Annotated in this window: 8 protein-coding genes and 1 tRNA gene; 5 read left to right on the top strand and 4 right to left on the bottom strand. The window is 68.6% G+C overall.

Annotation, left to right across the window (positions count from 1 at the left end):
• The first annotated feature begins 226 nt into the window (after positions 1-226).
• On the top strand, positions 227-2,638 hold the full coding sequence (locus tag CHRYSEO8AT_RS03490; protein WP_159846315.1) for a membrane-bound PQQ-dependent dehydrogenase, glucose/quinate/shikimate family: 2,412 nt from the start codon (positions 227-229) through the stop codon (positions 2,636-2,638).
• 170 nt (positions 2,639-2,808) lie between these two features.
• On the opposite strand, the gene CHRYSEO8AT_RS03485 is transcribed toward CHRYSEO8AT_RS03490, so the two are convergent.
• Together CHRYSEO8AT_RS03485 and proB are read right to left on the bottom strand one after the other, a co-directional pair.
• On the bottom strand, positions 2,809-4,086 hold the full coding sequence (locus CHRYSEO8AT_RS03485; protein ID WP_159846312.1) for a glutamate-5-semialdehyde dehydrogenase: 1,278 nt from the start codon (positions 4,084-4,086) through the stop codon (positions 2,809-2,811).
• Positions 4,083-5,252, bottom strand: coding sequence for a glutamate 5-kinase (gene proB, locus CHRYSEO8AT_RS03480; RefSeq protein WP_159846309.1), 1,170 nt, complete (start codon positions 5,250-5,252; stop codon positions 4,083-4,085). Before proB ends, CHRYSEO8AT_RS03485 begins: the two co-directional genes overlap by 4 nt.
• A 67-nt stretch (positions 5,253-5,319) precedes the next feature.
• On the opposite strand from proB, the gene CHRYSEO8AT_RS03475 reads away from it, so the two are divergent.
• The 4 genes from CHRYSEO8AT_RS03475 to CHRYSEO8AT_RS03460 all read left to right on the top strand — a co-directional run bounded on the left by CHRYSEO8AT_RS03475 (position 5,320) and on the right by CHRYSEO8AT_RS03460 (position 10,764).
• Positions 5,320-6,099, top strand: coding sequence for a ZIP family metal transporter (locus tag CHRYSEO8AT_RS03475; protein ID WP_236547408.1), 780 nt, complete (start codon positions 5,320-5,322; stop codon positions 6,097-6,099).
• A gap of 235 nt (positions 6,100-6,334) precedes the next feature.
• Positions 6,335-8,572 carry a glycoside hydrolase family 3 N-terminal domain-containing protein gene (locus tag CHRYSEO8AT_RS03470; protein ID WP_159846306.1) on the top strand — a complete coding sequence of 746 codons (2,238 nt, stop codon included), beginning with the start codon at positions 6,335-6,337 and terminating at the stop codon, positions 8,570-8,572.
• 82 nt (positions 8,573-8,654) lie between these two features.
• On the top strand, positions 8,655-9,815 hold the full coding sequence (carA, locus tag CHRYSEO8AT_RS03465; RefSeq protein WP_159846303.1) for a glutamine-hydrolyzing carbamoyl-phosphate synthase small subunit: 1,161 nt from the start codon (positions 8,655-8,657) through the stop codon (positions 9,813-9,815).
• Between the two features lie 4 nt (positions 9,816-9,819).
• The gene (locus tag CHRYSEO8AT_RS03460) at positions 9,820-10,764 is read left to right on the top strand and encodes a hypothetical protein (RefSeq protein ID WP_159846290.1); all 945 of its coding nucleotides are present in this window, start codon (positions 9,820-9,822) and stop codon (positions 10,762-10,764) included.
• Here CHRYSEO8AT_RS03460 and CHRYSEO8AT_RS03455 read toward each other — a convergent pair whose 3' ends face one another.
• Both CHRYSEO8AT_RS03455 and CHRYSEO8AT_RS03450 read right to left on the bottom strand, forming a co-directional pair.
• Positions 10,765-11,031 (bottom strand): hypothetical protein, encoded by a 267-nt coding sequence (locus tag CHRYSEO8AT_RS03455; RefSeq protein WP_159846288.1) that lies wholly within the window; start codon positions 11,029-11,031, stop codon positions 10,765-10,767.
• 203 nt (positions 11,032-11,234) lie between these two features.
• Positions 11,235-11,309: transfer RNA gene (locus CHRYSEO8AT_RS03450), tRNA-Glu, on the bottom strand.
• Positions 11,310-11,360: the final 51 nt, after the last annotated feature.

Below are 11,360 nucleotides of genomic sequence, written 5' to 3'. Positions count from 1 at the left end.
CGCGCATATGCCGCAAACGCTCGGTTCAAGGCAAATATTATTGCCGTGAGCGGTTCTCAGCCGTTGAAAAAGAAAAAATCATCCAATTGCGGATGTTTCGTCGTCAAAAGTTGCTCTGTGGAGGCGTGTGCGGCGCAACGGCCTTTTGTTCCGGGGTGCGACAATTAGGAACCCACGCGGCGTCCAAGCGTTGCCGAGGCTCAATCTGCAGCCAGAGAGTGCGATCATGCCGCGATGGACAACCCCGACCGGACTGGGAGGGTGGCTGACGCTGCTTCTCGGTCTCTTGCTGGCCGTGATCGGTCTGGTCCTGACCGTCGGGGGCGTTCAGCTCGCGACCCTGGGCGGCTCCTGGTACTATCTGATCGCGGGCCTGGCGCTGATCGCAGCAGGCCTTTTGCTTGTCTATCGCGACGTGCGCGGGGCGTGGGTCTATGGGGCGGTCTTCGTCGCCACCGTGATCTGGGCGCTGTGGGAAAAGGGCCTGAACGGCTGGGCCATGGTGCCGCGCCTGGTCGGGCCTCTGGTGCTGATGTTCCTGGTGCTGGCGACCCTGCCGGTGCTGCGGGCGCGGGGCGGGGGCAAGACGGCGGGCTTCGGCGCCCTGGGCCTGGCGGTCCTGACGCTGGTGTTCGGCCTGGTCGTGGGCCAGGTGAACCAGGCCCGTGTCGACAGCCCCGTGCCGGGCGCGCGCGGACCGTTCGGCGATCCCGCCCTGATCAAGGCCGGCATGGACTGGCCCGCCTATGGCGGTTCGGACGCCGCCCAGCGCTATTCCCCGCTGAACCAGATCAACAAGGACAATGTCGGCCAGCTGGAGCGGGCCTGGACCTTCCGAACGGGCGACCTGCCCGGCGAGCGGTTCGGCGCCGAGACCACGCCGCTGAAGATCGCCGACACCGTCTATCTGTGTTCAGCCCGCAACCGGATGTTCGCCCTGGACGCCAACACCGGCAAGCAGAAGTGGACCTATGATCCGCAGGTGCCGGACGAGCAGATCCCTTATACGGCCGCCTGCCGTGGGGTGACCTATTACGCCGTGCCAAACGTCGATCAGGCCCAGCCCTGCGCGACCCGCATCATCGAAGGCACGCTGGACGGCCGCATCATTTCGCTGGACGCCAAGACCGGCGTGCCTTGCCCGGCCTTCGGCACGAACGGCGCCGTCAGCATCAAGGAAGGGATGGGGAACCCCTATCCCGGCATGGTCTCGATCACCTCGCCGCCCGTGATCGTGCGCGGCGTCATCGTGACGGGTCACCAGGTGCTGGACGGTCAGAAACGCTGGAACGCCTCGGGCGTGATCCAGGGCTATGACGTCATCACCGGCCAGCTGCGCTTCGCCTGGGACATGATGCGTCCCGAAACCACAACGACGCCGCCGGCGGGCCAGACCTATACCCCCGGCACGCCGAACATGTGGACCACGGCGACGGCGGACGAGGCCCTGGGCCTGGTCTATCTGCCGATGGGCAACTCGGCCGCCGACTATTATTCGTCGCTGCGCCGGCCTCAGGAAGACCAGTATTCCAGTTCGCTGGTCGCGCTGGACGTCACGACAGGCAAGCCGCGCTGGCATTACCAGACCGTGCGTCGCGACGTATGGGACTATGACCTGGGCTCGCAGGTGACCCTGGTCGACATGCCGACCGCAGGGGGCGTGGTTCCGGCCGTGATCCTGCCGTCCAAGCGCGGCGAGATCTTCGTGCTGGATCGCCGCACGGGCCAGCCTCTGCACGGGGTTCAGGATCGTCCGGCCCCGCGCGGCGGCGTCGAACCGGCCCAGCGCGCGGCGACCCAGCCCTATTCGCTGTTCAACTCGCTGGCCAAGCCCGACCTGCGCGAGGCGGACATGTGGGGCATGTCGCCCATCGACCAGATGGTCTGCCGCATCCAGTTCAAGAAGGCGTCGTATCAGGGCCAGTTCACGGCCCCGACCGCCGACCGTCGTTTCATCGAATATCCGGGCTACAACGGCGGTTCGGACTGGGGCAGCGTGGCGCTGGATCCGCGTCGCGGCGTGATCATCGCCAACTATAACGACATGCCCAACTACAACCGTCTGGTGCCCCGCGCCGAGGCCGACAAGCTGGGCTGGTTCCCGCGCGACGACCCTCGCTATCAGGAAGAAAAGACCGGCGAGGGCTCCAAGGCCGAGGGCGCCGGCGATCCGCAGATGGGCGTGCCCTACGCCATCGACGTCAATGCGGGCTGGCGGATGCCTTTCACCGGCCTGCTGTGCAAGGAGCCGCCCTATGGCGGGATCCGCGCCATCGACGTGCAGAGCGGCAAGACCCTGTGGGACCGTCCGTTCGGCACGGCCCGCAAGAACGGCCCGTTCGGCATCCCCTCGATGCTGCCGCTCGAGATCGGTACGCCGAACAATGGCGGGTCGGTGGTCACGGCGGGCGGTCTGATCTTCATCGCCTCGGCGACCGACGACCTGATCCGCGCCATCGACATCGAGACGGGCAAGACCGTCTGGTCCGACGTCCTGCCTGCGGGCGGCCAGGCCAACCCGATGATCTATGAGCAGAACGGCCGCCAGTATCTGGTGATCGTCGCCGCCGGTCATCACTTCATGGAGACGCCGGAGGGCGATTACGTCATCGCTTATGCTCTGCCGCAACGCGGCTGAGGTGACGCACTAATCTCCCTCCTCCTGCAGGGGAGGGTGGTCGCGCCAGCGACCGGGTGGGGGCGGCTCGGAAACGAGCCGCCTCTTTTCGTTCAGGGATGTGTCGCCTGCCGTCCCCACCCGGCTTCGCCTGCGGCTCAGCCACCCTCCCACGACGGGGAGGGAGAAGGTCAGGGCCTGATCTGGCCTTGGCCGCGCACCACATATTTGTAGGTGGTCAGCTGCTCGGCGCCGACCGGGCCGCGGGCGTGCAGGCGGTTGGTGGAGATGCCGATTTCGCCGCCGAAGCCGAACTCGCCGCCGTCGGCGAACTGGGTCGAGGCGTTGATCAGGACGATGGCGCTGTCCACCCGCGCCGCGAACCGTTCGGCGGCGGCGGTGTCGGTGGTGACGATGGCCTCGGTGTGGCCCGAGCCGTAGCGGGCGATGTGGTCGGTCGCGGCGTTCAGATCGTCCACGATCCGCACCGACAGGATGGGCGCCAGATATTCGGTGACCCAGTCGGCCTCGGTCGCCGGGATCATGGCGGGGACCAGGACGCAAGCCTCGGCGTCGCCGCGCAGTTCGCAGCCGGCGGCGATCAGGTCGGCGGCGACGGGGGGCAGCAGGCGTTGAGCGCCCTCGCGGTCCACCAGCAGGGTCTCGGTCGCGCCGCAGACTGAAACGCGGCGCATCTTGGCGTTCAGGACGATGGCGCGGGCGGTGTCCACATCGGCGGCGTGGTGCAGATAGGTGTGGTTCAGGCCTTCCAGATGACTGAGCACCGCCGTGCGGGCCTCGGCCTGAACACGGGCGACCAGGCTCTTGCCGCCGCGCGGGATGATCACGTCGATGGCGCCGTCCAGGCCGGTCAGCATCAGGCCCACGGCCTCGCGGTCGGGGGTGTCGACCAGCTGGATCGCATCGGCGGGCAGGCCGGCCTCGGCCAGGGCTTCGGCGATCAGGGCGGCGATGGCCAGCGACGATTGCAGGCAGTCCGAGCCGCAGCGCAGGATGGCCGCATTGCCCGAGCGGATACACAGGGCGGCGGCGTCGGCGGTGACGTTGGGGCGGCTCTCGTAGATCACGCCCAGCACGCCGATGGGGGTACGGACGCGGGCGATGTCCAGACCGTTGGCGGGGGTCCAGCGTTCGGTCTCGACGCCCAGGGGGTCGGGCACGGCGGCGATGGTCGCGACGGCCTGGGCCATGCCGGCGACGCGGGCGGGCGTCAGCGACAGCCGGTCGAGCAGGGGCTCGGTCATGCCGCCCTCGCGGGCGGCGTCCACGTCGCGGGCGTTGGCGGCCAGCAGGGCGGGTTCGGCCGCCTTCAGTTTTGCGGACAGGATTTCCAGCGCGTGGGTGCGGGCGGCGGCGGGGGCTTCGCGCAGGGCTGATGCTGCGGCGCGGGCGCGCCGGCCTATCTCCAGCATTTGGGGGTCCAGCATTCGGGTCTTCAGATCGGTCATCGGTCGTCCAGCACCATGTCGTCGCGGTGGATCAGCACCGAGGCCCCGCGATAGCCCAGCAGGGTCTCGATCTCGTCCGAGCGTCGGCCGCGAATGCGGGCGGCCTCGTCGGCGGCGTAGGCGGCCAGGCCTACCCCCACCGAACGGCCGTCCGGGTCGGTCAGGCGCACGCAGTCGCCCTTCTCGAAACCGCCGGACACGCCTGTGACCCCTGCGGGCAGCAGGCTCTTGCCCGCCTTCAGCGCCGTGACCGCGCCGGCGTCCAGCGTCAGGGTGCCGGCGGGCGACAGGCTGCCGGCGATCCATTGCTTGTAGGCGGCCATCGGCCCGTCGGGCGCGGCGATCAGGGTGGCGCGCGCGCCGTTGCGCACAGCCGACAGGGGCGACAGGGTCTGGCCCGAGGCGATGATGGTGGCGCAGCCGGCCGAGCGCGCGATCTGGGCCGCCGCCAGCTTGGTCGCCATGCCGCCCGTGCCCACGCCTGCATCGGCGTTGGCGCCCCCGCCCATGGCCAGGATGTCGGGGCTGAGGGTCTCGATCAGCGGCAGGTGGGCGGCGTTTGGGTCGCCGCGCGGATCGGCGGTGTAGAGGCCGTCCACGTCCGACAGCAGGACCAGCAGATCGGCCCGCGCCAGCTGGGCCGTGCGGGCCGCCAGCCGGTCGTTGTCGCCGTAACGGATTTCCTCGGTGGCGACCGTGTCGTTCTCGTTGACGATGGGGATGACGCCGTGGGTCAGCAGGGCCTGGATGGTCGCGCGGGCGTTCAGCCAGCGGCGGCGGCGTTCTGTGTCGTCGCGCGTCAGCAGCACCTGGCCGGCGATCAGGCCATGCGGGGCCAGGGCCTCGGACCAGGCGGCCATCAGCAGCGACTGTCCGACCGAGGCCGCCGCCTGCTTGTCCTCCAGCCGCGCCCCCAGGCCTGGCAGTCGGCCCCGGCCCAGGGCGATGGAGCCGGACGAGACGACGATGACCTCGCGGCCTTCGGCTTTCAGCGCGGCCAGATCCGAGGCGACGGCGGCCAGCCAGTCGCGCGTCGGCCGACGCGTTGCGGCGTCGATCAGCAGGGACGAACCGATCTTGACCACGACGCGGCGGGCGGCCGTCAGGGCCGAAGCAGCGTCGGCTCCAGGGCTTGGGCTTTTGGGGAGGGCGACAGCCTGGGACATGAAGCTTTCTCTAACGCGGCGGTTCGGGCTTGTCTCTTGCCGCGTCGCGCCGCAATGCAGGCAGATGATGGAATCCCTTTCCCCGATCGCCGCGGGCGGTCTCGGCAGTCTGGCGGCGGGCATGATGACCGCGGTCGGCGCCGTGCCGTTGCTGTTCTTCCGCAAGGCGGGGGTGCAGACCCAGAGCGCGTTGCTGGGCTTCGCCGCCGGGGTCATGCTGGCGGCGTCCTTCTTCTCGCTGATCATTCCGGGCGTGGACGTGCTGCAAGCCGGCGGATCCAGCCAGGCGGCGGCGGCTGGCGTCATGGGGGCGGCGGTGCTGATCGGGGCGACGGTGATCGGCCTGATGAACCGGTTCGCGCCGGTGGACATGCTGGCCATCGGGCCGGCGGGGTCGCGCGACCTGTCGCGGCGCATCTGGCTGTTCATCATCGCCATCACCCTTCACAACTTCCCCGAGGGCGCGGCGGTGGGCGTCAGCTTTGGCGGCGGCGACATGCATCAGGGCCTGTCCACCGCCATCGGCATCGGCATCCAGAACATGCCCGAGGGTCTGGCGGTATCGGCGGCGATGGCGACCCTGGGCTATGGGCGTTGGCCCGCCTTTCTGGCCGCCGTGGCCTCGGGGCTGGTCGAGCCGGTCGGGGGCCTGATCGGGGCCAGCGTGGTGGATGTGCTGCCCGGCGCCCTGCCGTGGGGTCTGGGTCTGGCGGCCGGGGCCATGATCTATGTCGTCACCGCCGAGATCATTCCCGAGACCCGCGAGAAGTCCAAGGGCGAGGGCTCGATGATCGGCCTGATGATCGGCCTGGTGGGGATGATGTTCCTTGATATCGCCCTGGGATGAAGCTCGTGCATGAAACGCGGCGTGACCGCGCACCGGGGCGTTACATCGATTTACATGGCCGGCGGGGGTTGAAGCCGTCGGGCGCGAAGGGCTAGGCCTGCGCTCTCGCTGCTCGATTAGTCCCCCGCAAGGAGCGCCAGCTTAAATGACGCGACCTCTCAAGCCTGCGGCTTCCCGTAGAAATTTCTTGTCTGGCCTGGGGCTTTTGGCCCTGATGGGCGCCGGAGTGTTCCCAATGCCTGTATCCGCCCAAGCGTCCCGCACAGTCGCGCGTCACCGCCAGAAGATCGAAGATCTGATCGCGGCCATGACGGTCGAGGAGAAGGCGGGGCAGCTGAACCTGCTGGCCGACCCGTTCCGCTGGATGCCCACGGCGGTCAACCCGCTGGACGGCACGGGGGACCCCGCGCGCGTCACCGCCCTGATCCGCGAAGGCAAGGTCGGCAGCCTGTTCAATGGCATCGGCGCCGAGACGGGCCGCCAGATCCAGCAGGTGGCGATGGAGGAAAGCCGGCTGAAGATCCCACTGCTGTTCGCGGCGGACGTGATCCACGGCCTGTCCACCATCTTCCCCGTGCCGCTGGCCGAGGCTGCGGCCTTCGACACCGAACTGGCGCGGCGCACCGCGCGGGCGGCGGCCATCGAGACGGCGGCGTCGGCCGTGCACCAGACCTACGCCCCCATGGTGGACGTGGCGCGGGACCAGCGCTGGGGTCGCAACGTCGAGGGCGCCGGCGAGGACGTGCTGCTGAACAACCTGCTGGCCGCCGCCCGCGTGCGCGGCTTCCAGGGCGACAAGGGGCTGGACGACCGCGACGCCGTCCTGGCCACCGCCAAACATATGGCCGCCTATTCCGCCGCCGTCGGCGGGATGGAATACAACACCACCGACATGAGCGAGCAGACGTTGCGCGGTGTCTTCCTGCCGCCGTTCAAGGCGTCGGTGGACGCCGGCGCCCTGTCGATCATGAGCGCCTTCAACGACGTGAACGGCGTGCCGGCGTCAGGCAGCCGCAAGCTGCTGACCGACATCCTGCGCGGGGAATGGGGCTTCGAGGGCTTCGTGGTCTCCGACTACACCTCCGAGCAGGAGCTGGTGGCGCACGGCTTCGCCGAGGACGGCCGCGACGCCGCGCGCCTGGCGTTCAACGCCGGGGTCGATGTGTCGATGGTGTCGGGCCTGTATCTGGAGCATCTGCCGGGCCTCGTCGCCTCGGGCGAGGTGTCGATGGCGCGTCTGGACGAGGCGGTGCGCCGCGTCCTGAACACCAAGGCGGCCCTGGGCCTGTTCGACGATCCCTATCGCGGCACCGATCCGGTGCGCGAGAAGGCCGTGGTGGGCGCGCGCGAACATATCGAACTGTCACGCGAGGCGGGCCGCAAGTCGGTCGTGCTGCTGAAGAACGACAACGGCCTGCTGCCGCTGAACAAGAGCCAGAAGATCGCCCTGATCGGCCCGTTCGCCGACGACGTGGACAATGTCTGGGGGCCGTGGACCATCTGGGGCGCGCCCGAGCGTCGCGTCTCGCTGGAGGCCGGCTTCCGTGCAGCCATGAGCGACCCCCAGCGCCTGACCATCGCGCGTGGTTCGGGCGTCGAGACGCCGCTGGACGGCGGGATCGACCAGGCCATCGCCGCCGCCCGCGACGCCGACGTCATCGTCCTGGCCATCGGCGAGGCGACCAATATGTCGGGCGAGGCCCAGTCGCGCACCGAGATCGTCGTGCCTGCGCCGCAGGTTGCGCTGGTGGACGCCATGACGGCCCTGGGCAAGCCCATGGTCATCCTGCTGCGCAACGGCCGGGCCCTGGCGCTGGAAGGCAATGTCAAGAACGCCCAGGCCATCGTCGTCACCTGGTTCCTCGGCGAACAGATGGGCCATGCCGTCGCCGACGTCCTGTTCGGCGATCACGGCCCGTCGGCGCGCCTGCCGGTTAGCTTCCCGCACAAGTCGGGCCAGCAACCCTATTCCTACGACCGCAAGACGACCGGCCGCCCGGCCAATCCCGATCTGGCGACCGAGGAGTACAAGTCCCGCTATCGCGAGACGCCCAATACGGCGCTTTATCCGTTCGGCTATGGCCTGACCTATGGCGCGATCACCTATGGGCCGATCGAGATGGAAAGCGACAAGCTCCAGTGGGCCGGAACGCTGGACTTGGCCGTGACCGTGACCAACACCGGATCGCACGCGGCCGAAGAGCTGGTGCAGCTCTATATCCACGACCGGGTCGCCAGTCTGACCCAGCCGGGGCGGCTGCTGAAGGACTTCAAGCGGGTGTCGCTGCGTCCAGGCCAGAGCGAGAAGGTGACCTTCACCCTGAACCCCCGGCAACTGGGCTTCATCGGGGCGGACGAGACCTGGCGCATCGAGCCGGGCCTGTTCGACGTGTGGCTGGCGCCGCACGCCCAGGGCGGGGCGACGGCGACTTTCCAGCTGATCGGACCGGCTTCGATCACCGATGGTCGTTGACCCAGGCGACGGCAGGGCTTAACGACGCCGCCGTTTGCCTCCGGCCTTCGTATCGGCCGGATTCGGTTTTAGGAGCGCGCCCATGACGACCAAGCTACTTCCGGGCGCCACCGGCGTCCTCGCGCTCGCCGACGGCACCATCCTGCAGGGGATCGGCGTCGGCGCGACCGGCTCGGCCCTGGGCGAGGTGGTCTTCAACACCGCCATGACCGGCTATCAGGAAATCCTGACTGACCCGTCCTACATGAGCCAGATCCTGGCCTTCACCTTCCCGCACGTCGGCAACACCGGCACGAATGTCGAGGACATCGAACAGATCGGCGGCGGTTCGGAGACCTCGGCGCGGGGCGCGATCTTCCGCGACGTGCCGACCGATCCGGCCAACTATCGTTCGGACGCCAGTTTCGACGAATGGATGAAGCGTCGCGGCGTGGTGGGCCTGGCCGGGGTGGACACCCGCGCCCTGACCAAGATCATCCGCGACAAGGGCGCGCCCCACGCGGTCATCGCCCATGATCCGAACGGCGAATTCGACCTGGACGCCCTGGTCGCCCAGGCCAGGGCCTGGACCGGCTTGGTCGGGCTGGACCTGGCCAAGCCCGCCTCGACGCTTCAGGCGTTCGAATGGGACGAGGGCCTGTGGGAATGGCCGGAAGGTCATCCGAAGACTGAAGGCCGCAAGGACGTGGTGGTCATCGACTATGGCGTGAAGCGCAACATCCTGCGCGCCCTGGCCTCGACCGGCGCACGCATCACCGTGGTGCCGGCGACGACGACGGCGGAAGAGGTTCTGGCCCGCAATCCCGACGGCGTCGTTCTGTCGAACGGTCCGGGCGATCCGGCCGCGACCGGCGAATACGCCGTGCCGGAAATCCAGAAACTGGTCGCCAGCGGCAAGCCCCTGATGGGCATCTGCCTGGGTCACCAGATGCTGGCCCTGGCCCTGGGCGCTCGGACGGTGAAGATGGAACAGGGCCACCACGGCGCCAACCATCCGGTCAAGGACCTGACCACCGGCAAGGTCGAGATCGTGTCGATGAACCACGGCTTCACCGTGGATCGCGACAGCCTGCCCGACGCCGTGACCGAAACCCACGTCAGCCTGTTCGACGGCACCAACTGCGGCATCGCGGTCAAGGACAAGCCGATCTTCAGCGTCCAGCACCACCCCGAGGCCTCACCCGGACCGACCGACAGCCTGTATCTTTTCGACCGGTTCGCCGACCTGATGGGCGACCGCTGACATCATGAAACAGGGGGCTGTCCGGTCAGACTATCTGGACTGGCTGGCCCAGGCGCTGGAGGTCGGACGCGGCATCGCGCCCCTGCCGGACGGCGACGTGGTGGTCGGCTACGCCACCGGATACGACGCCGCCGACATCGCGCCCTTCGTCCTGTCGCTGAGGGCCGTGTTCGACGGTCCGGTCGCCCTGGTCGTGGACGCCGAGCCGGCCCTGCGCGCCTTCCTGGCCCAGCATGATGTGGTCGCCGTCGATGCGCCGGTCTGGCGTGGCTGGGCGCCGCATCCGGTGATGCAGCGGTTCGTCGCCTTCGCCGGTCTGCTGGGGGATCGCCCTGGTGCGGCCCTGGCCTGCGACGTGCGCGACGTGATCTTTCAGGCCGCGCCGTTCGCGCCGGCGCCCGAGGGTCTGGAGGCCTTCGTCGAGGCCGAGGCGCCGTTGGCCGATCACGCCTTCAACATGAAATATCTGCGCGCCCTGTTCGGCGAGGGGATCGCGGCGTCTTTAGCCGACAAGGCCTGCCTGTGCGTCGGCACGATCCTGGGGCCGCGCGCCGAGGTCTCGCGCCTGTCGCGACTGATCCTGTCGCTGGCGGCAACGCCGCGTTCGGAGTTCGGCGGGGCCTTCGGCGCCGATCAGGCGGGCTTCAACATGGCGATCCATCAGGGGCTGGTCGGCGCGTCGATCCGACCCAACTACGGCCGCGTGGCGACCCTGGGTCTGACGCGCGGCGCGGACCTGACCTTTGCGGATGGCAAGGTGATCAATCCCGACGGCGGCTTCAGCCCCATCGTCCACCAGCACGACCGCCATCCGCATCTGGATGCGCCGGTCCATGCCCTGTGGGGCGGCGGCCTGGAGCACCGCAAGCGCGTGCGGCCCAAGTCGGCGGGACAGAAGCTTGAGAAGCTGAAGGCCTCTCTGCGGCGTCGGACGCCCGAACTGCGCTGATTAAGGCAAGGGAGCGAAACTGCGCTCTTCGCGCAGGGCGCAGGCCTTCCTGACGGCGATGGGGGCGGCGTGAAGCCAGTAATCGGCGTCGTCCATCCGCTGTTCGCGGCGACGTTCCTGCCCCCGCAGTCTGCGCAGGGCGGCGTTTTCGAGAAGGCGCGCATGCAGGGCGCGGGGCGACAGTTCGGCGATGGCGGGAGAGCCGGGGACGGCGACGGCGTCGGGGCCTTGGGGCTCCACCGCCGGGCGGGCGATGGCGATAAACATGAATGTCTCGGTGCGGGAGGAAGAGGCGCTTCTGCGCCGTGCTAACGGTGGGTTAACCACAGTCCCTGTGGATAGTTCCTGAGTACGTCCGAAAAAAGTCCATGAATCGAAAGGCTTACTGCCCGGTTCCGAACAAAATGGTTACTGAAATCTTAATCCGGGCTCGGAGCGATCGCTCGACGGTCCGTGATCAAAAAACCCGGTGGCAGTCCCTAGGGGAGTCGAACCCCTCTTTTCAGGTTGAAAACCTGACGTCCTAACCGATAGACGAAGGGACCGCGGCCGGGGCGGCGCATTTGCCCCGGTTCGGCCCCTCCTGCAAGCAAAAA

Origin of the sequence: Brevundimonas sp. G8 (assembly GCF_902506205.1) — a bacterium.
Lineage (GTDB): Bacteria > Pseudomonadota > Alphaproteobacteria > Caulobacterales > Caulobacteraceae > Brevundimonas.
Note: the sequence above shows the minus strand (reverse complement) of the source record. Positions and strands in the feature narration are given on the sequence as shown.

Coding starts and splice junctions, on each gene's coding strand:
- CHRYSEO8AT_RS03490 (WP_159846315.1), top strand. CDS start 227: ATGCCGCGATGGACAACCCCGACCGGACTGGGAGGGTGGCTGACGCTG.
- CHRYSEO8AT_RS03485 (WP_159846312.1), bottom strand. CDS start 4,086: ATGACCGATCTGAAGACCCGAATGCTGGACCCCCAAATGCTGGAGATA.
- proB (WP_159846309.1), bottom strand. CDS start 5,252: ATGTCCCAGGCTGTCGCCCTCCCCAAAAGCCCAAGCCCTGGAGCCGAC.
- CHRYSEO8AT_RS03475 (WP_236547408.1), top strand. CDS start 5,320: ATGGAATCCCTTTCCCCGATCGCCGCGGGCGGTCTCGGCAGTCTGGCG.
- CHRYSEO8AT_RS03470 (WP_159846306.1), top strand. CDS start 6,335: ATGCCTGTATCCGCCCAAGCGTCCCGCACAGTCGCGCGTCACCGCCAG.
- carA (WP_159846303.1), top strand. CDS start 8,655: ATGACGACCAAGCTACTTCCGGGCGCCACCGGCGTCCTCGCGCTCGCC.
- CHRYSEO8AT_RS03460 (WP_159846290.1), top strand. CDS start 9,820: ATGAAACAGGGGGCTGTCCGGTCAGACTATCTGGACTGGCTGGCCCAG.
- CHRYSEO8AT_RS03455 (WP_159846288.1), bottom strand. CDS start 11,031: ATGTTTATCGCCATCGCCCGCCCGGCGGTGGAGCCCCAAGGCCCCGAC.